The organism is Caldalkalibacillus mannanilyticus JCM 10596 (genome assembly GCF_000615945.1).
GTDB classification, from domain to species: Bacteria; Bacillota; Bacilli; order Caldalkalibacillales; family JCM-10596; genus Bacillus_AT; species Bacillus_AT mannanilyticus.
Genome location: NZ_BAMO01000014.1, coordinates 12,255 through 33,870, shown reverse-complemented (window position 1 = coordinate 33,870; position 21,616 = coordinate 12,255). Strand labels below are relative to the sequence as shown.

Below are 21,616 nucleotides of genomic sequence, written 5' to 3'. Positions count from 1 at the left end.
AATATAGTAACGGTGATTGTCCAATTCTCTTCAAAAATAGGTAGCTGAAGCAAAAAGCACCTTCATGTTTATGTGCCAAATCTTCTTCTATAATCACATTTCTTACATAGTTCTTCGACAACTTCTCGTCTTGAAAAACCATCATATAGACGATTTGCTCTTTCTCCTTCGATGATTTCAGAAAATGGGGTTTCATTAATATTTCCTAAGTTAATGACGCCCTCCCCATCTAAACAACATGGAACCACCGTTCCATCTACCAAAATACCGGCTTGGTTTCGAAGGGCATGGCAGAACCCGCGTCCTTCATCCTCTTCTTCCTTAAGAGCTGGCCAGACAAATTCATAATCGTGATTTAAGTAAATTCGATCCGCTATTTTCACACCTTTTCCTCGAACGACTTTATCTTCAATCAGATAATCTAAGTTAAATTCCCTTTCGATAATCGAGAGAGCTTCTCGATTTCTTTTTCGTTCAAGATTCGTCGCATTATCTCGATCTAGATTCCATAATCGTAAAGAGATAATCACATCAGACTGAGCCACTGCCTCTTTCGCAAAGGAGAGAATACTTGTGATATATCCTTCTCTATCGCTTGAACCTTGGTGACCATCAAAGCTGTGCAGAGAAAAATTAAACTGTCTAATGGCTGGTTTAAGCCAAAGTTTCTCCTTCACCTTGTTGATCAACGTCCCATTCGTTGTGATGTTCACTTTAAACCCTTTTTCATGGCTAATGTCTAATAGCTGATCGATTTTGGTATGAAGTAAGGGTTCACCCTTAAGGTGAAAATAAATATAATCCGTATGTGGTTTAATTTGCTCTAAGATGTTCGTAAATTCTTCTACTTTAATAAAGCTTGCCTTTCTTTCAGTAGGGGGACAAAAATGGCAAGCCAAATTACAGACACTTGTGATTTCAATATAAAACTTCTTAAATTTTTTCATGGCTCATTCACTCTCTCTATTGTGTAGGACTAACGGAGATATGACTCTCGCTCCCAATTTTATCATTTGTCTTACAAGCAAGTACAGCGCCTAAAAATCCCATGATCCTCTAGTAGACAAATTCCTTTACACATTTGTAAGTTCACGTTATTTTTGATATAAGTGCTTATAGAACGTCAGGTAAGGAGATTATAGGTGATGGAATCAAAAAAAAGAATTCTGATCATGACTGCTGTTTCAATCGAGCAAGAGGCTGTATTACGAGGATTGCAGGGAGATGATCGATTTGATGTCAGAGTTGCAGGAGTAGGGCCTGTTGCAGCTGCGGTACGTACAGCGATGCTCTTGAATCAGGCTGCTAAATATGATTTAGTGATCAGCGCTGGGATAGGTGGAGGCTTTTCGAATTGTGCAGAGGTAGGTTCTATTGTCGTAGCTACGAAGATTATTGCGGCTGATTTAGGTGCTCAAACAGCAGAAGGCTTCACTAGCTTAGATCAGCTAGGCTTTGGCTCTACTCAACTCTCTGTAGATGAGGCTCTCGCTTCAAGAATCACAACTTCAATAGAATCTAAAGGAATCTCTGTTCATAAAGGACCTATCCTTACCGTATCTACGGTCACCGGAACAGCCTCTACTGCCGAGGAAATGAGTATTCGTATTCCCGGAGCCGCTGCGGAAGCGATGGAGGGTTATGGTGTAGCACTTGCTGCTCATGAACAAGGCGTACCCATTGTAGAAATAAGAGCCATCTCTAATCCCGTAGGACCTCGAGATCGTTCTGCGTGGCGAATCAAGGAAGCGCTAGACATCTTAGAAAGCGCTAGCTCAGCATTAATGGAGGTAATAGAATGAAGATTGTCTTTTCCCCGTGTCCCAATGACACGTTTATTTTTCATGCTTTGGTGCATGGCTTAGTACCAGGAGCCCCTCAGCTTGATGTTACGTATGCCGATATTGATGTTACCAACAAATTAGCTGTACAAGCCAATGGACCAGATATCTTAAAAATATCCTATGCCGCCATCCCTTGGGTTCTTTCTCAATACGCCTTGCTTCCCTGTGGAGGTGCTCTTGGAAGAGGCTGTGGTCCGCTTGTATTAAGTAAGCCTTCATCCACAGGCGAAACTCTTGGAACAAAAGCGATTGCTGGAAAGAGAGTTGCCGTACCTAGTGAACGCTCCACTGCCTATCTGCTGTTTCGTCTATGGGCTGCAAGCCAAGTACCTGAGGGCATAGGAGAGATTATTGTAATGCCATTTCAGCAGATTATGCCTGCTATTCGAGATGGTCAAGTCGATGCAGGGCTCGTGATCCATGAGGCACGCTTTACCTACCCAGCCTATGGTCTGGCACTTGTGGAGGATTTGGGCAACTGGTGGGAAAAGGATACCGGCCTCCCTATTCCCTTAGGAGCATTATAGCAAAGAGATCCTTAGACCTACAGGCTATTACAGGTTGGATTCGTTCCTCAGTAGAGTATGCTTGGAAGCACCCTGAAGTATCACAAGCCTATATTATGCAACATGCTCAAGAGCTTTCGCCAGAGGTTGCCCAAGCACATATTGATCTATATGTGAACAAGTATAGCGCAGATTTAGGAGAAAGCGGATATGCTGCTATCACCGCACTACTTAGTAGAGCGATGAAGGAAGAGCTCGTTCCACAATTTGACGTAACTCAGTTACGCTACGAGGCAAACACCATTCCTTGCTCAATCAAAACTCCCTGATCAGCAGGAATCTATGAACAACATAAATAGCTGCCGAGATCATTCTCGACAGCTATTACTTCTTATAGTGCAAATTTGTCTAGATATTGACTCGCTTTTTCAAGCAAGGCTAAAGGTTTGGGTTTACTAAAGTAAAACCCCTGAAATTCCTGACACCCTAATTGTTGCAAAACGTTTAGTTGTGCTTCTGTTTCAACCCCTTCAGCCGTGACCTTTAGATCCAGTACGTTCGCTAAGGATATAATCATTTTGACGATTTCTTGTTCTTTTCGATCATCTAAAATCCGTGTAATGAAAGATCGATCAATTTTAATTCGGTCGATCGGCAGATTTTTGATATAACCCAAAGAAGAGTAATGAACTCCAAAATCATCCAAAGTTAAGGAAAATCCACAATCTTTAATTTGCTTGAAAGAGATCGGATTTTCCTTGAAATTAACAAAGACCTGCTCGGTTATTTCAACATCGATAAATCCAGGGTCGACTCCATGCTGTTTTATAATATTGGCAAGGACATCAACCGCTCCGCTCTCTTTAAGATGCTGTGGAGAGATATTAATGGATATGGAATCAAAGCCTAATTGCTTTATTTCTTTACTTTTCTTACATACTTCCTGCACGACCCAATTTCCGATGTCTATAATTAAGGATGAGCTCTCTGCTAGAGGAATAAATCTCATGGGTGGTAAAAATCCCATTACAGGATGGTTCCAGCGAATTAATGCTTCTAAATGTACGGAGTGATTATGCAGATTTATTTTAGGCTGATAATGAAGCTCAAATTCCCCTTCTTTTATTGCCTTTCTCACTTCAAACTCAAAACTCATTTTGTTAGAAAAAAGCTCCGAAACGGCTTCATCATAAATCTCAATACTATTCATTCCCTTTTGCTTGGAGGATAACATCGCTTTGTATGATTGATGGATTAATTCACTTTTCTTTTCTTCATTTTGATCTATGGCTATACCTACAGAAATTCCAATCGTAGTGATCCGATGCATGTCGATATCGATGGGAGTAGATAATGTTTCGATGATTTTTTGCGCATATGCCAGCACCTTATCCTTTTTTGTCCACCGCGCAATCACAAATTCATCTCCATCATTGCGAGTAATAAGATCATTTTCGTTCACAATCATCTGAAATCTAGACACAAAAGTGAGAAGCACCTGATGGAACGAATCTCCTGTAATTGCCTTGATGTCCTTAAATTCATTAATTTGAACAGTGTAGAGGACAAGCGTATCATCCCCAGAATTCCCCTGTCGCATTTCTTCCAGCAACTGCTTAAAACGGGAAAAGCGCAGCATTCCTGTCGTGCTCTGATAGTGTTCCAAATTGTAATATTTTGTGATGTTTTTAGTAAGCCCAATGATATAGGTGTGTTCTGGTGTATAAATAGGAATAAGGACAGATTCCGCGTATTGCTTACTTCTATCGGCAATATTCATCCGATCCACATAGGATACGGGGGAACCCGTTTCAATCACTTTCATATACCGTGTATTTAATTCTTTTGCCACTGTTTCATCATAGACATCTTCAATTCGTTTATTCAGATCTGTATGCTTTAAAGAGGCTAAGAACATAGCATCCTCGGAATATTTGACATAACGGAAAGAGCGAGGCTCTTCATATTTCATAAGAAAAATAATATCAACAAGGTTTTTAAACATGTCAAATATTTGCTCTTCATCAAGGATAATAGGATTTCTGTTCAATGTTGCACCCCCGTTCTATGTTTGAAGACTCTAAAAGGACTTAGAAGAATTCCACAGTGACATTCTTTACTCTTTCACTTCTCCTTCATTCTAATTCGACAAAATCATACATCTTCCTCTTTTTACACTGAATTATCTGTCTAATGTACAACTTTTGGGAGGATACTTTTTATCTAGATGTGTACATTATTAGTAGTAAGTAGTAGGCAGGAAGCACTATCAATATCAATACATTAAGCTTTCAGTGGGGAGAATAAAGTGAAACGACACCGAACATTCCTTTTGATTCTAGTTATGTTACTTATCGTTGCTTGTACACCACAATTTGATCAGCAGTCTAGAACAATGGAGGGTCAAGAAGAGATAGATGCTAATGAAGACTTCTTTGCCCTATTAGAAAATGAGTTAGGAAAGAATGGGCCCAGCTTATTATCAACTGGAGAAATCAGCATAATGGTGGATGGAGCCCGTCTGCAAGTCCAACCCATGCCTTTCATTGAGGATAACACGACACTCCTGCCTTTACGAGCGGTTTCTACCCATTTTGGTGCTGGGGTTTGGTGGAATGGGGCTACAAGAACCGTAGGAATCAATCAGGGAAACACACAGATCGCCTTTGTCGTCGGCGCTTCACAAGCAAGGGTAAATGGAAGACAGGTGAATATTCCCACATCTAAAATCGTCAATGGATCTACGTTTGTCCCAATTCGATTTATTTCGGAAACCTTTGGCTATAGAGTGGGATGGGATGGGGCAACACGAACAGTCACAATTGACACAACTCCTCATTCATCACCTGCGAATAACACAAATTCTCCTAATGAAAATAAGCCACCTAATCCTGACGATCAAACGAACAACAATCCTGCCAGTAGCAACAACGGTGTAACGATTAGCTATATCACTCATACCGTTCAAGCGGGTGAAAATCCATGGAACCTAAGCTTACGTTATGGGATTCCTATGCTTCAATTGTTAAAAGAAAACAACTTATCGATGAACAGCAGTCTATCTATTGGACAGAAATTACGAATTCCCATCTACAATGTTCCTGTAAAACCGACCACTAGTCAGCGTCATGGAGAATTATTAGATTGGTGGACAGAAGCCAGATATATCTTTTCCATTGGTAAAGAAGCCACCGTGACCGATTTTCAATCAGGTAGAACCTTTCGAATCCGCCATACCATGGGTGGAAATCATGCAGATGCAGAGCCACTTACGGCTCAAGATGCTCAAATCATGAGGGAAATATGGGGTGGACAATACTCGTGGACACCGAGGGCGATTATTCTAACCCTCGAAGGAAGAAAACTAGCTGCTGCGATGCATTCTTTTCCTCACTCTGATCAAGCAATAACCACTAACAATTACAATGGTCACTTTTGTATTCATTTTTTAAATAGCACAAGGCATAATGATGGATTGATTCAGGAATCAATGCAAAACCAAGTTAGAGTAGCTGCTGGAGTGAACAAATAGCCTTGGCTCATTCTAGGACTAGGGCAATATCTAAGGAAAGCATTTTTCACACACAAAAAAAGCCGTTCGTTTCTCCATCTCGTAACGAACGGCTTTCTCCTATGGTTATTTAGACCATTTATCTACAATAACATTAATCGCTCCATCTCCAGTTACATTTGTTGCTGTACCGAAGCTATCTTGTGCCATATAAAGAGCTACCATTAACCCAATTGCTGCCTCATTAAAGCCCAACATGGTAGTAAGAACACCAAGCGCTGCCATAATAGCTCCACCTGGAACTCCTGGTGCTGCAATCATAATAATTCCAAGCATAAAGACAACGGGAATCATATCTACGAATGAAGGTTGACTTAATTCCGGTGAGAGAGTCATGACAGCAATCGCGCACATGACTATGGTAATAATACTCCCTGATAAATGAATCGTTGCACATAGAGGAACTCCAAAATTAGCAATATCCTCTTTTACCTTATTATTTTTCACAGATCTTAAGGTCACTGGAATAGTAGCTGCACTACTCATTGTTCCGATCGCTGTAAAATACGCAGGAAGCATATTTTTCAACAGCGATAACGGATTCTTCTGAGCAATCGTTCCAGCCGTTGTGTATAGAATTCCTAGCCATACCCAATGTGTGAGAATGGCAAGAATTAATACAACACCAAACACTTTCAGCGTGTCAAATACCGTTCCTTCAGACGCCATTTCAGCAAAGATTCCTGCAATATATAATGGCAAGAATGGAATAATAATTTTTGTGATGACTAGTTCGATCACGACTTTTCCTTCATCAAAAAACTTTTTCAGCCCTTCTCCCCCTGTTTTTGCTACACCGATACCAAAAACAAAGGCTGTGACAAGAGCTGTTACTACTCCCATCATCGGAGCAATCTCAAGCTTCAAAAACGGCTCTAGTTTAGCTCCTTCTGCTACATCGCCTGCTTCTGCTGCTAGGAAAGGAATAAATGTAATAGCAATAATAATAGCTAGTAACCCAGCAATAATTGTAGAAACGTAGGCAGTTCCCACTGTTTTTCCAACTAAGCTTCCAGAGCTCTTTCCTAAGCCAGCTACTCCACTAGCAATGAAAAAGAGAATAATAAATGGAATGATAAATCCAATGAAGCTACCGAAAAGGAACTTAAGTGTGATGAAGGTCCGAATTAAATATTCAGGTCCAACTAAGCCTAAAACAATACCAACAATAATTCCAATAATCAATTTAAGTATTAATTTCATATAATGGTCCCCTTCTCTTTTTTTGTACACCTGATAAAAACAAATGTCTACTCATATTGTACATATTTATTATATGAAAACAATGATTTATGATACATTCAGAATATTGTTTTTATTTAAATATTTTTTACAGGGTGTTTTATACATGATCTAGAGAAGGAAACCTTTTATTTTCATTTCGTTTTGTGTTATTTTACATATTCCGTGCTCACTAGAGTAGGAGAAAGAATGTCTGTTGGAATGATAAATTCAACTACTCCCATATAGCCAGGAGCCACTTCATATTTATCGAAAGAAATCACTAATTGGAATTCATTATTGATATAGAAGTTTTGATTCGCTGCTATTTTTTCAAATGGATCAAAATCTTCAGTCGTCACCCAGTAGATTTTTTCCGGGTCCTCTTTCATTTGCTGTTTCATCTGTTCTTGGATATTTTGGCTAATGACCTCAATATAACGCTCATCTAGGAATAAACTAGGCAGAGTAATAAGTACTTGGTTTTGCTTATCAATCGTGTCATATTTGAATGTGGTAGAGGATGAACCAACCGTATTCACCACATATCTTCCTATAGAAAGGATTTTATCGTTATCTGCCTTAATCTCATATCCGCTATCCACTCCTAAATGAGCCTCTATCCCCTCCGTTTTTAACTCTTCAATCTCCTTCATAAATTCCTCATATAATTGTTTATTCTCATTAAGGTATTTTTCATTCAATCCTTTTTGTAGATCTTCATTTTCTAAACCCTCTAACGCTGGAATTTGAATATTTGCCTGATAATTTCCTTCATCAACCTTATATTCTCTGAAAGTCACCACTTTAACAAATTGCCCGACTACTGGGACCTCCGCTAAAGCACTCGCCATCGCAGGACTTACATTAATACTTCCAACAAACAATACAGCCGCAGCAGCGGTACCCATCACCCATGTTTTTACCTTGTTTTGACTCTTCATTTTTCTTTCACTCTCCCTAATCGCTTGATGTACAATAAAATCTAATTCCTCTGGTATCTCTATGTTTTCATAATTTTTTTTAGCTTCTTCTATCTTTTTCATTTTGAGCCTCCATCACCTTATTTTTGCATTTCCACTCGAAGTTTTTTAAGCCCTGAGTATAGCCTTGTTTTGACCGTATTCACATTTTCACCTAGAACTTGAGCAATTTCTTCGAGAGTTAAATCTTCAAAATACTTTAAGATGACAATCGTTTTATATATCGGTGGCAACAAATCGAGAGCATGTTGGAGATCAAGATCTGCATAATCATCTTCATTTATCTCGGCATGAGAATCTAATACTTGATCCTCTACAACACTAATCCTTTTATTCTTTCTCAAAAAATCAATCGCCGTATTTACCATGATTCGATAAAACCATGTTTTGATATATTCCACATGTTTCAGGCTCTCCACTTGCCTTAATGCTTTATAAATACTCTCTTGAACAATGTCCAAGGCGTTTTCCTTATTCTTCACATAGCTATATGCGATACGATATAATTTTTCTTTATTTTGAATGACATACTCTTCTACTGCTCTGAATTTTTGATCTTTTGTCATGACACCGTATTAACTCCTTTTTCTCCGATAGGCCTATCGTATTGTGTTTCTAAAAAATAGACGCCCACCTCCTCAAAATAGTTTGCCTTGGAAAAATATTTTTAATTTATTAATTGACCGATCGATCAGTTAGTTATATGATTAAGGAAAAGGAGGAGTCAAAATGGAGCATCATCTACAAGATAAGCGCATAGAAAAAGGCGAACAAATGAGGGCTCGCATTCTACATACAGCAATCACTCTCATTGCAGAACAAGGAATCAAAGAGTTATCGGCAGCCAAATTAGCCCAAACCATTGGTATGAGCAAAAGTAACGTTTTTCATCATTTCAAGTCTATCGATGAGATCCTAAGCAGCGCCGTGCATATTGTGTTCGAAGACTTAAGTCAGCCCTTGAAACAAGAGTATCAGCATATAGAGGAATTTCTAGATGCTCTCGGACATTCCATTCATCAAGTACCTGAAGAATATCTCCTGCTGTTTAAAGCAATTCTTTCCTTCTACCATGAAGGAATCTTTAACTCTAATTATCAGGAAATCCTCAGCTCTTACGCTAATCAAACAACTCAGCTGATTGAAAAACAGCTTGTCGAATTAGTTCCTCATCCTGTTGCTCAAGATACTCTCCGAGCGATATCTACGATTCTATTAACTTCATTAGATGGCATGGGACTCCACTACTGGTTAAATGAACATAAGGATCAATACGAACTAGCCTGGCAGCTGCAAAAGAAGATGATACTACAGTATTTAGGAGGAGAGTTATGAAACCAATCAATATCCCCCCTTTTTTTCATGAAGTCTTGGGAAAGAGATCCACTGTCATTGAAATCCTCTTAACATTGTCTTTTAGCTTGGTCATGAGCGGGGTATTGCTTGCCTTCACTTATTCAGAGTGGAAGGGGCTTGCCTGGTGGAAAGTGGTGCTCCTTCTGCTTCTTGCCTTAGACATCCTAGGAGGAGTGATTGCCAATTTTACACACTCAACCAATCAATTCTATAGAACTCGTCCACGAGCAAGAATCGTGTTTATCTTGCTTCATGTCCAGCCTCTTCTTCTCGCTTTGTTATTGTGGAATCACTTCGCTCTCTGCTTTCTTATCTGGGGTTACACCATACTTTCTACTTCTATTGTCAATGCTCTGCTTGATCATCCTGCTCAGAGAACGATTGCAGCCGTTTTCGTTTCTACTGGTTTTGCTAGTCTTCTTCTTTTTTATTCAGACCTTCCTTTGCTACTGTTGTTTCTTTTATTCTTCTACCTTTTCAAAGTAATCTTCAGTTTTGGTGTTGATCATTATGCCAGCAGGAAGGTGTACTAGATCATGAGTAAAAAAAGCGTATTGGAGTCCCCCAGCATTGTCCGAGTTCAACGGAAGGACCATGCACAGGTCATTAATATTTGGTCAAATGCCTTTGTACATGATCCGCTTTTTCAAAGTCTCTTTCCTGAAAAAAATCGTGTTAAACAATTACAGCAATTTTTCCATTTTATCTGTATGAAAAACATATCCTTAAATGAACTTCTTCTCGGAGTCACAGACAATAGAGATCTTAGAGGTGCTGCAAGTATCGAATTGCCAAACAGTACTCGTGGTGCAGGTCTACTTCTCCAGCCTGCTTTTGTTTATCATGCTCTAAAACTAATGGTGCATCTACCAAAAGGCTCTCGATCTGTTCTTCAAGCTTATATGCAGTACACAACAAAGATACGTCCTAAGGAGCCCCATCATTATTTGGTTTGTATTGGAGTCGAGCCCCGATATCACGGACAGGGGGTAGGGAAAGTTCTTCTTCAGTACATTCACGACCTTGTGGATGCCGATCCTCTATCTACTGGAATTGGCTTAGACACAGAAAATATGGATAATGTACAATTATATGAACATTTTGGCTACCACCTTATTGAAAGCAAAACACTTGGGGAAATCACTATCTATGGCATGTTTCGACCAAAACACTCGATTTATAGGGATAAGTAGTCGCTACTCCTCTTTTATACTCTCCTATTTTTTAATATATTTTACTGAATATTCAATAATAAAATATGTTGCGCAAGAGGTCCAACTTCTTTAAACTATAAGAGTGGAAGTGCTTTCAATTACATATCAAGAGGAGGTTAATATGTTTAACAAGTTTAAGAGTTTTACTAGCTTAGTATTAGTGTTTGCCCTCATGTTTGGACTGTTTTTACCTATTTCAGCGGTTGGTGCTACATCAACCACTACAACGCCCGAAGCTAGCCCACAGCTAGAGCAAAAAGTGGCTAGTGCATCGGTAGATCAAAAGAAAACCGTAGATATCATTTCCTTTAATGACTTTCACGGTGCCTTAGCCGAAGATGTAAGACAAGGTAGAGATACTGGAATGGTGAAATTGGTTGCTGCAACAAGAAATGCCGTTGCAAAGAATCCAAATACCATCGTTGTCGCTGCTGGAGATAACTATTCAGGAACAGCAAAATCCAATTTAACTCATGGTGCTCCTGTATCTGCTATGATGAAAGCAATGGGTGTCGTTGCTTCTTCCGTTGGGAATCATGAATTTAACTGGGGAACCCAATTTATGGAGAAATGGGCAGTGGACGGCGGCTTCGATTTTCTAGCAGCGAATATCATTGACACGGCTACTGGAGAATCTGTTAAGTGGGCTAAGCCTTATATGATCGTGGAAAAAGGTGGTCTTAAAGTAGCCTTTATCGGACTTTCTCACCCTGACACAGCAACATTAACTAAAAGACAGCATGTTGCTGGATTAGAATTTACTGATCCTGTAGCTGTAGCAAAAGAATGGGTAACCTACCTACAAGAAGGAAAAGCAAAAGAAGGAAAACCCGATGTCATCATTGCTTTAACTCATATTGATTCAAATCAAGCTTCAGAAACGAAAGTAATTTCAGGAAATGTTGTGAAATTAGCGAATGAAGTAAAAGGTTTAGATGGAATTATTACAGGTCATAGTCATCGAAACGTATCTGGAACAGTGAATAATGTACCTATCGTTCAAGCTGGATTTAACGGACGTCTATTAGGTAAGCTCTCCATTGAGCTAACTGAAGATGGCAAAGTAAAAGAAATTCTTCCTTCCCTTGATGATCTTTCTAATAGAAAAGATGATATTATCGGTCAAGAAGATACAGCAAAAGTACTAGAAAAGCTAGATAACGAGCTAAATCCAATTTTGAAAGAAAAATTAGGAACAGCCACACAAGACTTCACTCATGTTCGTAGCGAGCCAAATGTTTCTCCATTAGGTAAACTAGCTACTGAGATCATGAGAGAAAAAGCAGGAGTACAAATCGCCATTCAAAACGGTGGTGGATTAAGACGTACATTGGCAGCTGGGGACATTACAGTTGCGGATATGTATGAAATCATTCCATTTGATAACTACCTGGTTACAATGGACCTTCCAGGAAAGGATATTAAAAAAGCCATTGATCATGGAATTATGAATCCTGATGTAACAGATGGACAATTTTCTGGATTAAAGGTGGTCTTTGATAAAGACGCTGAATTCGGTAATCGAATTGTATCGATTTCTCTTGAAGATGGAACACCATTAGTAATGGACAAGCTCTACTCTGTCGTAACTAACGATTTTATGTTTACTGGTGGAGATAAATACGACTTCTCCAATGCTAAAAACGTTGTAGAAACCTTTATCCCGATTCGAGATGTTTTTGTCGAATACATTAAAGAGAAAAAAGTATTAACGCCTACTCCTGTAACCAACATCGTAGAAAAATCTGAGGCTCCAGAAGCAGAAGCAGTCCAAGAACCGAAAAAGCCAGAAGAGCCACAAAAACCGACTGAAAACGTAAAACCAGCAAAACCAACACCAGTAGAACCAGCAAAACCAAGTGTAACTCCGGAAAAGAAAGCAGACAAAGAATACATCGTTAAAAAAGGCGATACACTAGCTAAAATTGCTAAAGCTCATAACACAACCTATCAAAAGCTAGCAGAATATAATAATCTTAAAGACCCTAACAAGATCTCAATCGGTCAAAAGATCCTTATCCCTGCTACTGAAAATACAACTGTAGAAAAGTCTGAAAAAATCTACGTTGTTAAAAAAGGCGATACTTTAGATAAAATTGCCAAGGCTCACAATACAACCTATCAAAAAATAGCAGAATACAATGGGATCAAGAATCCTAATAGGCTTTCAATTGGTCAAGAAATAAAAATCCCTGCATAATGTAGACTTCCATTAGATGGAGTTTTCACTCCACATAATGGTTCGTCGCCCTTATCAGGTCCTTTCTCCTCATGCTTTGTTTCTTTTACGAGAAACAAAGCATGATCCTTTCTATCATGTTATCCGCCATATTCTTGCCTAATTCTATTATTCTCTTGTGAAAGAAGGATGTTCCTGTGAAACCATTCAAAAAAGCTCTCGCTCTGGTCCTTATGGTTTTTGTTCTGCTTGGAGCAGCCAATGCTTCTCTTGCTACAAATTCTACGGAGTATGAAGATGAATTAACAGAATACTACGAGAAGCAAATGGAGAGACCTGATTATGAAACCATAAAAGCCAAAGTCATCGGCATCCCTTTTGATGATACAGAGATCGATAAGCCAGATGTCGAGCCACTACTCGATGTGAGATATCAGCATTTAGAGATTAAGATTACTTCGGGAAAACATAAAGGAAAAGAATTTACGATCAAAAACACCATAGAAATGATTTCACCCTATAAATTAATCGTTAAAAAAGGAGATACCATTTTATTAAATCTCACGGAAAATGAAGCAGGTGAGGTTGAAACATTACGTTTATATGAAATATCTAGAGAAAACAGTATTATCGCCATTATAGCCTTATTTATGATTCTGCTTGTGGTCATTGGTGGAATGGCTGGAGTGAAGTCGATTCTAACTCTTGCTTTTACCGCTCTTATGATTGGATTTGTTTTCTTGCCTTTAGTCTTACGGGGCTGGAACCCGATTCTTACCTCCATAGGTATCTCCATCATTATTACAGCCCTCACTCTTGTTGTTATTAGCGGGTATAACAAAAAAACCGTAACCGCCATTCTTGGTACTGTGGGAGGAGTGATTGTAGCCGGTTCTATTTCCTTGCTGGTTGGCAGTACTGCTCGCCTAACAGGACTCGGAAATGATGATGCTCAGATGCTTGCATTTATCCCTCAGCACATGCAATTGGATTTTAAGGGGCTCTTGTTTGCCGGAATTATCATTGGGGCTCTAGGAGCGGTCATGGATGTTACCTTATCCGTCGCTTCTGCCATGCGGGAAATTGAAGAAGTACAGCCCAAAATTAAAAATAAGGATTTAATTCGATCTGGTATGAATATTGGAAAAGATATCATGGGCTCGATGTCCAATACACTTATCCTTGCTTATGCCGGAGGAGCCATTCATCTCATGCTGCTCTTTTCCATTTTTAAAATGACTCCTAGGGAAATCGTGAACTTAGATCTCATTGCCTCAGAGATCATCCGAGCGATGGCAGGAAGCATCGGTCTCATCTGTGCGATTCCTTTAACTGCTTTCTTAGCTGGTACAGTAGGAAGGTACTATAAACCAAAAGAAAAATAGGGACAAGAGCTGCTAACTCTTCTCTCTATTTTTCTTTTTACATTACATTTTTCTCGCTTCCGGTCTATCTTCACGGTGTATCTTGTTCTACCATATGCTTGAGCATCGCCAATTTATTATCCCAAAACAAATCGAAATACGACAGCCACTGTTTCAGTTCTGTAAAAGATTCAGGCTGAAGCATATACCGCTTTTCTCGCCCTACTTTTTCAACGCTAACTAACCGAGATTCAGAAAGGATTTTCAAGTGTTTGGATACGGCTGTTCGGCTCATCGGAAAATGCTGACTAATCACTGTTACAGGTAGCTCCTTCTCAGCCAATAATTCTAAGATTTTTCGACGTGTAGGATCAGCAATGGCTTGAAAAACATCATATTTGTGTAGAGCTGACATTACGCCTCCACTACTTTTCTTAGTTGTTCATGGACAATAGACTCCCATCCTTGATTCATCCGGTTTCTGATTTCAGCATTTGTCTGTCCTGGACCAGGTCCTGGTAAGATTTCTTCTGCATCTCCCCAGCCTGAATGGATAAGCGTAAATTCCGTTTGATCACCCAAATCCTTTAGTTCAAACGTCACCATCCAGCCTGCTTCACCCCAGGAAAAAGCAAGCAGATTCGGCGGATCTAATTCTACAACCTTACAAGGAGTTGGACCGAATGGTGATTGAATCGTAAACTCGTATCCCATTTCCTGCTGAAAATCATTAGGCATAAACCAAGAATTGATTCCTTCAGATGTTGCTACTGCATTCCACACCTTTTGAATGTCTGCGTTAAATACCACATTTTTTCGAATATCTGGCGTTTTTGGTTTGTTATCACTCATGTTACAACCTCCAGTGTTTTATATGTAACCAAAAGGTTTCGTATTTTTATTTTACGAAACTTTTGGTTACATGTCAAGCTTATTATTGAATCCTGTTATCATCTATGTTAAAATGACCTCAGTCATATTTTGACCATGGTCAGTTTTTAGATGAAAATATGTAGAGGAGGAGAAAGATGAAGTTCCTTATTTTGTTTTGTGCATTAGTACTCTTTCTAATCAGTTTCATTCATATCTACTGGGCTATTGGTGGAAGATGGGGAAGTCGTGCCGCCATTCCAACCACGGATACAGGAGAACGCCCTGCCTTCACACCTAAGATCTGGGAAACATTAACGGTGGCAGCCCTAGTCTTTATCATTGCCTGCACCTTATTAATTCAAGCTGGAACTGTTTCCTTCATTCACCCCAACTTCTATTCTAAATGGATGTGTCTTATAGCTGGAATTATTTTTCTACTGCGAGCAATAGGCGATTTTAACTATATGGGATTTTTTAAAAAGATAAAGGGTTCCACTTTTGCTAAAAACGATACCTTTCTATATAACCCATTATGTGTATTGCTAGGTATCGTCTATCTTATGATTTCTCTGTAACCCATTTTTATCCGGTTCTGTTCTGACCGACAAGTGAAGTAAAAACTCCGTCTAATGGAAGTCTACTTGATTACTATGAGAAAGAAAGGAAGAAACGTATGCTTAAAGAGGAAAGAAAAAAAGAACTGAAAGAAAAAATTTTTTCTACATCCATAAAGCTTTTTAAAGAAAAAGGAATTGAAAATGTCACGATTACGGAAATTACTCGTGAATGTGGCATTGCCAAAGGTACCTTTTACCTCTATTTCCCCAAAAAAGAACATATCCTGCTCTACCTTGGTGAATCTCAGCTTGAAATACTGGAGAATAGCATTGTAAGCAGTCAAGGAAAAGGAGATCTACAAGCACGTCTGAAGCTTATTTTTTCACATTTATGGACCCGATACGCGAGCATCGTGAGTTATTAAAGGGGGCTTTTGCCGAAATCACACGTGAGCTTCTTATTAATCCCTATGAAATGAATCTCATAAAGCAATTTCGCTTCCGTCTAAAAGAGGTCATTGAAGAAGAAAGTGACTCCTCATCAGATACATGGTCCGCCGACGAAAAAGCATTTGCTCTTATAGGCATCTATTTTAATGTGTTATTACATTGGCTTTCCGACGACACTCAATCTGTGGACGATTTACAAAAAAACTTTGAAAGGCAGCTTGATCTATTATGGGAAGGACTATGAAAATAGGAATTATTGGTGCGGGTATTGCTGGAATAACGGCCGCTCTTTCTCTTATTCAGAAAGGCTACTCCATTCAGCTTTTTGAAAAAGCTGACGATTATCGACCACTAGGAGCAGGTATTGTCTTAGGCAACAATGCTCTTCTTGTCTTTGAAGAGCTTGGATTATATGAACAAATCCAAGCACACAGTGTCATCCCGACTGATAGCTATTTAATGTCCTGGAAAGGGACTATTCTGGCTTCCATTAAGCCTTTTGAAAAAAACAAGAATAGGCACTCATTCGCTATCTTATCACGGACAAAGCTGTTTGAAATTCTACGTTCTCGCTTACCAAACAACCTCGTTTCATTTAACAAAAGCTGTGCAAAAATTACTCAAAACAAAACGTCTGTTCAGATCAAATTTGAAGATGGTACAGAGTATCAATGTGACCTCCTTCTCGCCTGTGACGGAATTTACTCAACCGTGCGACAAACTATTTTTCCTAAGTCTACTATCCGTTATGCTGGGTACACTTGCTGGCGTGGTGTCACTCAACCATTGACATTCGACACGCAGAAGACCTTTATAGAAACTTGGGGTCGAAATGGAAGGTTTGGCATTGCTCCTATTGAAGACAATCGCTATTATTGGTATGCTCTCAAAAATAGCATGGCTAAGGATCAGCGTTATGTGCAATGGACAAAAGCAGATCTTCTTCAGAATTTTGAACACTATCACTCCCCTATCCAAGAACTACTCCTTGCTACAAACGAAAATGCTATCATGCAGCATGATATCTATGATCTAAAACCTATTCAAAACTATAGTAAGGGAAGAGTAGCCCTTCTGGGAGATGCCGCTCATGCCACAACCCCCAATCTAGGTCAAGGAGCTTGCCAAGCCATTGAAGATGGTTACGCAATTGCCAAAGCCTTAGATACTCATTCCGATCTGGATCAGGCGCTACAGAGCTACCAAAAGGCAAGGAGGAAGCCAGCTACTCAAATTGTCAATTTGTCTTGGAGTTTTGGCAAAGTCGCTCAGCTTGAATCTGTTCCTCTATGCTCTATTCGCGATCAGCTTCTACACACACAGTACAGACTGCTCACGAAAGTGACAAGATCCCTCTAACAACTTTGTCAATAATACGAAACTCGCTTATCCCCTCAGTGCAAACTGAGGGTTTCTTGTTCTTATCAGGAAAAAAGATATGGTATGATGGTATTGATCTTCGTATGATACATATCTTAGTAGTAGTAAAGGGGTACTTCACGTGGCTTACTTTCTTTATTTTGTCATTATTATTAGCTTCTTCGATAATTTTTCACAGCTTCCGATTATTTCTACCTATGCTCAAGAATTAGGGGCAAGCTCCTTTCTGATTGGTCTTGCCGTAGGAATCTACTCCTTTAGCAATATGCTAGGGAATATTGTAGCAGGACGATGGATTGATAAGACAGGAAGAAAAAAAATCATTGTACTAGGGATGTTGATTGCTGGGAGCAGTATGCTGTGCTATGCCTTCGTCAACACAGCTACCCAGCTTGTTTTAGTTCGACTCTTGCACGGAGTGGGCGGTGGACTACTGGTACCAGCTGTCTTCACCTACTTCAGTGATCAAATCAAAGATCGTTCACAAGGTAAATCCATGGCTTACTCTGGAGCAGCGATCGGAATTGCCGCCATTATTGGACCTGCCTATGCTGGGATCATGTCACAGAAATTCGGACTAAACTGGGTATTTTTCAGTATTGCTGCTATTGTATTTCTTACTGTTCTACTGGTCATTGTTTTCTTGCCAGAAAATTATAAAAAACGTAATACTGGAGAGATCAAAGGCTACTTTCCTAAACCAAAAGAACATAGTTTATTGAATAAGGCGTACTTAGGTTCATTTTCGCTGATGTTCTCCGTCGGAATCCTGACCTTAGCGCTTCCTCTTAAAGTTAAGGAATTAGGCATGGGAAGTGATTCAACTGGGATGCTGATGAGTACCTATGGGTTAGCAGCCATTGTTTTCTTTTTGCTGCCTACAAATCAACTCTCAGATCGATTGGGAAGAATTAAACCGATGGTCTATGGGATCTTGATGATTAGCTCTGCTCTATTGCTATTAAGTCAGGTTCAACGTCTTCCCTTTTTACTAGGGGCGATGACTCTATATGGCGCTGGTTTTGCTATTTTATTTCCTGCGATGAATTCACTTGTCGTTGATGAAACAACCACAGAAGAACGTGGAAGAGCCTTTGGCTTATTCTATGCCTTCTTTTCTCTAGGTGTTGTCGTGGGGCCTCTCACAGTAGGGGCATTAAATGTAACTCCTGATCAAGGGTTTCTTATCGGCTCTGCGAGTCTTTTGTTCTTAGCCTACTTGATTCATAGAAGAAAGACCCTTCCAGTAAGCTCGTAATCATCAGTTTTCAGCTTCCACCGTTGGAATAAGAAATATCCTGACTAGTCATCACAAAAAAATGTAACAAACATGCTAAAGGATTCATGTCGTTACATTTTTTAGATGTAAAAGAGGATTTTATTTCTGTTTTCTTCTATACAAATCTATAGACTTATACCCTTCTGCCAGAATTTTTTCCATTTCCAGCAGTCTTTTGTCTTGCGTTTCTTTTTTCTTGGCACTAAAGACATATCTCGCCCAATCTTTTTGGTATCCAAAGGTTAACTGTTCGTAGCGATCTAAAGTATCTTGTTTTGCTTTAAAAAACTGCTTAATATCCTCAATATAATGGATATAATCATCTACACATTGGCTTGCTTTTGAACTGGTTGTCTTTTTCTTTTTTTCAGATTTTAGTCCTACTGTGGTAAAGACTTCATTTAAACTCACCATTCTGGAGAACTTTAACTGGCTATTTGGCACGTAACCTTGCTCATCTACTGGAATTTGGTTATAAAGGACATCACGATCTATAAACTCATCATATTGAGGGTTATTTTTTTTAGGATAGGCAAAATACAAGTAGCCCGTTTCGGAGATTAATTGGTTATTAATCACCATCTGTAGAGATCGATTAAACTCCTCAAGACTAAATACGAAGATAAAAACCAAATCATATTTTTCCTGCTTTATTACGGAATCGTATTCTAATTCATCGAAATCTACGATATCTGCCGGTTTGTTAAGAATAAGTTTAGCTGGATATTTATTTAAGCTCAATTTATCAATGATGCTTCTTTGTGAATTCATTTAGTTATTCCTCCATTGCAGATAGTGATACCCTTCTATCCAATGTACCATATGAATTCACAATAATACAAAAACCTTTATTCTCTTACAATCAAATGTATTACTTCTTTTTAATACAGAGAAACCACCATACATAAGCTAAAAATAATAAAAAGAATCAGGCTCACAAAAAATATCTTTCTCCATATTCGTCCCACAAAGTAAAAGTTTACAAGAAAAAAATAAACGATAGCTGAGCCAAAAACAAATAGCAATAGCTCCTTTATTTTCTTTGGACTCATGATAATTTCCTCATTTTGAGTGATTTCCAAGGCACGATTGAGAGATAGAGGCATCGTCCATATGGTTACTAAGCATCCCAGAAAAATGACGATTCCCATCCAATTTAACAAGGTTCTTAGCTCTATGTTTTTCTTCGTAATAATTTCTATATCTGTTGATTTCTGAGGATTGACTTCCATCTGTAACGTACCCCTCCCTATTTTCTCTCAAGTATTTAGTAGAAGGTCATATGTCCTTTCTCAGCTCGGTAATAGTCTAAGCGATCCTGTAATCCACCTGTATGAAACTCAAATTTATGTCCATCAGGATCAGTGAAGTAAATAGAACGGCAATCACGCTCATCTCTTTCTCTGCCTGGTAAGATGTTCACCTTTTGTTTCTTCAATTTCTCTACAGCCTGATCGAAATGAGCATCTGTTATGGAAAATGCAATATGTGTATATGACTGATGAATCTCATGTCTAGGAATATCGATTTCCTCATTCAAAGCAACCCAATAGCCTGCTAAGTCAAAGTAAGCTAGCTTCTTTCCCTTCACTATGATCTTAGCTCCAAATACTTGCTCATAGAATTCAATTGATTGGTTTAAATTAGATACTGAAAAACATAAATGATTAATTCCCTGCAATTCCATATAGCAACTCCTTTTTAGAAATAATTTTTCTCTGATTGCGTATATGTATGTTGGTTTGTTTAGTTTTTATCTAGCCTATGGAATATAGGGCAACTTCTTTCTCCCTAAATGACACTGTTCTTTCAAATTGCATCCCATTCTTACGGGCAACATTCATGGATGGATGATTTTCCAATTGAATAATGGATACGAGCCTTTTCTTTCCCAAATTCGACAATCCATATTCTTTGCACCCCACAGCTGCCTCTGTGGCATATCCCTTGCCCCAATATTCTTTAGCCAACCAGTAGCCAATCTCAATTTCTTGTTTCCCTTCAATCATTTGCTTTATTAACCCTGCATGACCAATAGGGCTTCGGGATTCCTTTTCTATAGCAACCAGCAAGCCTGTATGTTCTTTATCCTCATAAGATTTAATAAATCGTCCCAAACCTTCTACTGTTTCTTTTTCACTCAAAGCTCGCCCTTCCCCAATAAATTTCATTACATCTGGATCTCTTGTCATGGTAAGTAAAAAAGGAAGATCCGCCATCGAGTATTGACGGAAGAATAAGCGTTCTGTTTCAAACGTCACATTCAATTCCATATGTAAATAACTCCTTTCATAAACAAATATGATGACACTCTTTCATCTACTTATGTACTAGTGTTTGAATATACTTGCTTACATCCTTTGGTGAGGTAAAAATGACAACTTGCTTAACTGAACGCACCTCTTCCAAGCACTTCATAATTGTAGGGCGATTTCTTTTATTGAAATTCCAAATCCACAATAAAAACTCTACATCTATTTTCTCTATACATCCTTCTCTCATATCTGGTCTTGTTACCCCATGATTTTGAACTCTTCTCTTTATTGCACGATAGAAACAGAGGTATCTAGGAAAATCAAAATAAAACACGCTATCTGCTTCCTTTAAACGTTCTTCAAGTGTCCTTGAATAATTCCCATCCAAGATATAGCGATCCTTCTTAAGTAGCTGCTCAATCGTTTCATTCCACTCTGACTCATCAGAAGAAACCCAGCCCGGCTTCCAAAATAATGAATCCAAATGAACCACAGGCAGCCCTGTCAGCTCTCCCAATTGTTGCGAGAATGTTGACTTTCCTGAGCCTGAACATCCTAAAACCAGCACTTTTTCCATTTTCTCA

24 protein-coding genes and 1 pseudogene are annotated in these 21,616 nt (G+C 38.9%); 13 read left to right on the top strand and 12 right to left on the bottom strand.

Features of this window, described 5'->3' with window-relative positions:
- Positions 1-68: 68 nt before the first annotated feature.
- Positions 69-947, bottom strand: a complete 879-nt coding sequence (locus JCM10596_RS09670; RefSeq protein ID WP_025026959.1) for a radical SAM/SPASM domain-containing protein — start codon at positions 945-947, stop codon at positions 69-71.
- Between the two features lie 198 nt (positions 948-1,145).
- Between JCM10596_RS09670 and JCM10596_RS09665 the strand changes: the two genes are divergently transcribed.
- Together JCM10596_RS09665 and JCM10596_RS24775 are read left to right on the top strand one after the other, a co-directional pair.
- Positions 1,146-1,802, top strand: coding sequence for a futalosine hydrolase (locus JCM10596_RS09665; RefSeq protein WP_025026958.1), 657 nt, complete (start codon positions 1,146-1,148; stop codon positions 1,800-1,802).
- A pseudogene (locus JCM10596_RS24775) lies at positions 1,799-2,679 on the top strand (1,4-dihydroxy-6-naphtoate synthase). The gene JCM10596_RS09665 and the pseudogene JCM10596_RS24775 overlap by 4 nt, the downstream one beginning before the upstream one ends.
- Positions 2,680-2,741: 62 nt before the next feature.
- On the opposite strand, the gene JCM10596_RS09655 reads toward JCM10596_RS24775, so the two are convergent.
- Positions 2,742-4,400, bottom strand: a complete 1,659-nt coding sequence (locus JCM10596_RS09655) for a putative bifunctional diguanylate cyclase/phosphodiesterase (protein ID WP_025026957.1) — start codon at positions 4,398-4,400, stop codon at positions 2,742-2,744.
- A gap of 258 nt (positions 4,401-4,658) precedes the next feature.
- On the opposite strand from JCM10596_RS09655, the gene JCM10596_RS27715 reads away from it, so the two are divergent.
- Positions 4,659-5,882, top strand: a complete 1,224-nt coding sequence (locus tag JCM10596_RS27715; protein ID WP_025026956.1) for a stalk domain-containing protein — start codon at positions 4,659-4,661, stop codon at positions 5,880-5,882.
- A gap of 105 nt (positions 5,883-5,987) precedes the next feature.
- Here JCM10596_RS27715 and JCM10596_RS09645 read toward each other — a convergent pair whose 3' ends face one another.
- The 3 genes from JCM10596_RS09645 to sigV all read right to left on the bottom strand — a co-directional run bounded on the left by JCM10596_RS09645 (position 5,988) and on the right by sigV (position 8,691).
- Positions 5,988-7,124 (bottom strand): dicarboxylate/amino acid:cation symporter, encoded by a 1,137-nt coding sequence (locus tag JCM10596_RS09645; protein ID WP_025026955.1) that lies wholly within the window; start codon positions 7,122-7,124, stop codon positions 5,988-5,990.
- Between the two features lie 188 nt (positions 7,125-7,312).
- On the bottom strand, positions 7,313-8,188 hold the full coding sequence (gene rsiV / locus JCM10596_RS09640; RefSeq protein ID WP_025026954.1) for an anti-sigma-V factor RsiV: 876 nt from the start codon (positions 8,186-8,188) through the stop codon (positions 7,313-7,315).
- Between the two features lie 17 nt (positions 8,189-8,205).
- Positions 8,206-8,691 (bottom strand): RNA polymerase sigma factor SigV, encoded by a 486-nt coding sequence (gene sigV / locus JCM10596_RS09635; protein WP_025026953.1) that lies wholly within the window; start codon positions 8,689-8,691, stop codon positions 8,206-8,208.
- A gap of 163 nt (positions 8,692-8,854) precedes the next feature.
- On the opposite strand from sigV, the gene JCM10596_RS09630 reads away from it, so the two are divergent.
- The 5 genes from JCM10596_RS09630 (at position 8,855) to JCM10596_RS09610 (ending at position 14,259) form a co-directional block, all read left to right on the top strand.
- Entirely contained in the window at positions 8,855-9,460 is a 606-nt protein-coding gene (locus JCM10596_RS09630) for a TetR/AcrR family transcriptional regulator (RefSeq protein WP_025026952.1), read from the top strand.
- The gene (locus tag JCM10596_RS09625; RefSeq protein ID WP_025026951.1) at positions 9,457-10,014 is read left to right on the top strand and encodes a hypothetical protein; all 558 of its coding nucleotides are present in this window, start codon (positions 9,457-9,459) and stop codon (positions 10,012-10,014) included. The genes JCM10596_RS09630 and JCM10596_RS09625 overlap by 4 nt, the downstream gene beginning before the upstream one ends.
- A 3-nt stretch (positions 10,015-10,017) precedes the next feature.
- Positions 10,018-10,674 (top strand): GNAT family N-acetyltransferase, encoded by a 657-nt coding sequence (locus JCM10596_RS09620; RefSeq protein ID WP_025026950.1) that lies wholly within the window; start codon positions 10,018-10,020, stop codon positions 10,672-10,674.
- A 142-nt stretch (positions 10,675-10,816) separates the two neighbouring features.
- Positions 10,817-12,895 carry a 5'-nucleotidase C-terminal domain-containing protein gene (locus JCM10596_RS09615; RefSeq protein ID WP_025026949.1) on the top strand — a complete coding sequence of 693 codons (2,079 nt, stop codon included), beginning with the start codon at positions 10,817-10,819 and terminating at the stop codon, positions 12,893-12,895.
- A 176-nt stretch (positions 12,896-13,071) separates the two neighbouring features.
- Positions 13,072-14,259 carry a YibE/F family protein gene (locus tag JCM10596_RS09610; protein ID WP_025026948.1) on the top strand — a complete coding sequence of 396 codons (1,188 nt, stop codon included), beginning with the start codon at positions 13,072-13,074 and terminating at the stop codon, positions 14,257-14,259.
- Between the two features lie 70 nt (positions 14,260-14,329).
- Here the strand turns inward: JCM10596_RS09610 and JCM10596_RS09605 are convergent, their stop codons facing one another.
- Entirely contained in the window at positions 14,330-14,653 is a 324-nt protein-coding gene (locus JCM10596_RS09605) for an ArsR/SmtB family transcription factor (RefSeq protein ID WP_025026947.1), read from the bottom strand.
- Positions 14,653-15,090 (bottom strand): SRPBCC family protein, encoded by a 438-nt coding sequence (locus tag JCM10596_RS09600; protein ID WP_025026946.1) that lies wholly within the window; start codon positions 15,088-15,090, stop codon positions 14,653-14,655. Before JCM10596_RS09600 ends, JCM10596_RS09605 begins: the two co-directional genes overlap by 1 nt.
- A 176-nt stretch (positions 15,091-15,266) precedes the next feature.
- Between JCM10596_RS09600 and JCM10596_RS09595 the strand changes: the two genes are divergently transcribed.
- The 5 genes from JCM10596_RS09595 (at position 15,267) to JCM10596_RS09580 (ending at position 18,756) form a co-directional block, all read left to right on the top strand.
- Complete coding sequence (locus JCM10596_RS09595) at positions 15,267-15,686, top strand: DUF3995 domain-containing protein (RefSeq protein ID WP_025026945.1); 420 nt, start codon at positions 15,267-15,269, stop codon at positions 15,684-15,686.
- Positions 15,687-15,784: 98 nt separating this feature from the next.
- A complete protein-coding gene (locus tag JCM10596_RS27710) occupies positions 15,785-16,093 on the top strand; it encodes a TetR/AcrR family transcriptional regulator (protein WP_051541253.1) in 309 nt (102 codons plus the stop codon).
- Complete coding sequence (locus JCM10596_RS27705; protein WP_051541252.1) at positions 16,060-16,362, top strand: hypothetical protein; 303 nt, start codon at positions 16,060-16,062, stop codon at positions 16,360-16,362. Before JCM10596_RS27710 ends, JCM10596_RS27705 begins: the two co-directional genes overlap by 34 nt.
- Entirely contained in the window at positions 16,359-17,477 is a 1,119-nt protein-coding gene (locus JCM10596_RS09585; RefSeq protein WP_025026944.1) for an FAD-dependent monooxygenase, read from the top strand. Before JCM10596_RS27705 ends, JCM10596_RS09585 begins: the two co-directional genes overlap by 4 nt.
- Positions 17,478-17,619: 142 nt before the next feature.
- Positions 17,620-18,756, top strand: a complete 1,137-nt coding sequence (locus JCM10596_RS09580; RefSeq protein ID WP_025026943.1) for an MFS transporter — start codon at positions 17,620-17,622, stop codon at positions 18,754-18,756.
- 120 nt (positions 18,757-18,876) lie between these two features.
- Here JCM10596_RS09580 and JCM10596_RS09575 read toward each other — a convergent pair whose 3' ends face one another.
- The 5 genes from JCM10596_RS09575 to JCM10596_RS09555 form a co-directional block, all read right to left on the bottom strand.
- Positions 18,877-19,548, bottom strand: a complete 672-nt coding sequence (locus JCM10596_RS09575) for a YdeI/OmpD-associated family protein (protein ID WP_025026942.1) — start codon at positions 19,546-19,548, stop codon at positions 18,877-18,879.
- Between the two features lie 110 nt (positions 19,549-19,658).
- The gene (locus JCM10596_RS09570) at positions 19,659-20,009 is read right to left on the bottom strand and encodes a hypothetical protein (protein WP_025026941.1); all 351 of its coding nucleotides are present in this window, start codon (positions 20,007-20,009) and stop codon (positions 19,659-19,661) included.
- A 35-nt stretch (positions 20,010-20,044) separates the two neighbouring features.
- A complete protein-coding gene (fosB, locus tag JCM10596_RS09565) occupies positions 20,045-20,464 on the bottom strand; it encodes a metallothiol transferase FosB (RefSeq protein ID WP_025026940.1) in 420 nt (139 codons plus the stop codon).
- 70 nt (positions 20,465-20,534) lie between these two features.
- Complete coding sequence (locus JCM10596_RS09560; protein WP_025026939.1) at positions 20,535-21,050, bottom strand: GNAT family N-acetyltransferase; 516 nt, start codon at positions 21,048-21,050, stop codon at positions 20,535-20,537.
- Positions 21,051-21,096: 46 nt separating this feature from the next.
- Positions 21,097-21,609: a DNA topology modulation protein gene (locus JCM10596_RS09555; RefSeq protein WP_025026938.1), complete on the bottom strand. Its 513-nt coding sequence runs from the start codon at positions 21,607-21,609 to the stop codon at positions 21,097-21,099.
- Between the last annotated feature and the right edge of the window lie 7 nt (positions 21,610-21,616).

Bases quoted from the DNA above. Each gene is read 5' to 3' on its own strand.
- JCM10596_RS09670 (WP_025026959.1), bottom strand. From the start codon at position 947: ATGAAAAAATTTAAGAAGTTTTATATTGAAATCACAAGTGTCTGTAAT.
- JCM10596_RS09665 (WP_025026958.1), top strand. From the start codon at position 1,146: ATGGAATCAAAAAAAAGAATTCTGATCATGACTGCTGTTTCAATCGAG.
- JCM10596_RS09645 (WP_025026955.1), bottom strand. From the start codon at position 7,124: ATGAAATTAATACTTAAATTGATTATTGGAATTATTGTTGGTATTGTT.
- rsiV (WP_025026954.1), bottom strand. From the start codon at position 8,188: ATGAAAAAGATAGAAGAAGCTAAAAAAAATTATGAAAACATAGAGATA.
- sigV (WP_025026953.1), bottom strand. From the start codon at position 8,691: ATGACAAAAGATCAAAAATTCAGAGCAGTAGAAGAGTATGTCATTCAA.
- JCM10596_RS09630 (WP_025026952.1), top strand. From the start codon at position 8,855: ATGGAGCATCATCTACAAGATAAGCGCATAGAAAAAGGCGAACAAATG.
- JCM10596_RS09625 (WP_025026951.1), top strand. From the start codon at position 9,457: ATGAAACCAATCAATATCCCCCCTTTTTTTCATGAAGTCTTGGGAAAG.
- JCM10596_RS09620 (WP_025026950.1), top strand. From the start codon at position 10,018: ATGAGTAAAAAAAGCGTATTGGAGTCCCCCAGCATTGTCCGAGTTCAA.
- JCM10596_RS09615 (WP_025026949.1), top strand. From the start codon at position 10,817: ATGTTTAACAAGTTTAAGAGTTTTACTAGCTTAGTATTAGTGTTTGCC.
- JCM10596_RS09605 (WP_025026947.1), bottom strand. From the start codon at position 14,653: ATGTCAGCTCTACACAAATATGATGTTTTTCAAGCCATTGCTGATCCT.
- JCM10596_RS09600 (WP_025026946.1), bottom strand. From the start codon at position 15,090: ATGAGTGATAACAAACCAAAAACGCCAGATATTCGAAAAAATGTGGTA.
- JCM10596_RS09595 (WP_025026945.1), top strand. From the start codon at position 15,267: ATGAAGTTCCTTATTTTGTTTTGTGCATTAGTACTCTTTCTAATCAGT.
- JCM10596_RS27710 (WP_051541253.1), top strand. From the start codon at position 15,785: ATGCTTAAAGAGGAAAGAAAAAAAGAACTGAAAGAAAAAATTTTTTCT.
- JCM10596_RS27705 (WP_051541252.1), top strand. From the start codon at position 16,060: ATGGACCCGATACGCGAGCATCGTGAGTTATTAAAGGGGGCTTTTGCC.
- JCM10596_RS09585 (WP_025026944.1), top strand. From the start codon at position 16,359: ATGAAAATAGGAATTATTGGTGCGGGTATTGCTGGAATAACGGCCGCT.
- JCM10596_RS09575 (WP_025026942.1), bottom strand. From the start codon at position 19,548: ATGAATTCACAAAGAAGCATCATTGATAAATTGAGCTTAAATAAATAT.
- JCM10596_RS09570 (WP_025026941.1), bottom strand. From the start codon at position 20,009: ATGGAAGTCAATCCTCAGAAATCAACAGATATAGAAATTATTACGAAG.
- fosB (WP_025026940.1), bottom strand. From the start codon at position 20,464: ATGGAATTGCAGGGAATTAATCATTTATGTTTTTCAGTATCTAATTTA.
- JCM10596_RS09560 (WP_025026939.1), bottom strand. From the start codon at position 21,050: ATGGAATTGAATGTGACGTTTGAAACAGAACGCTTATTCTTCCGTCAA.
- JCM10596_RS09555 (WP_025026938.1), bottom strand. From the start codon at position 21,609: ATGGAAAAAGTGCTGGTTTTAGGATGTTCAGGCTCAGGAAAGTCAACA.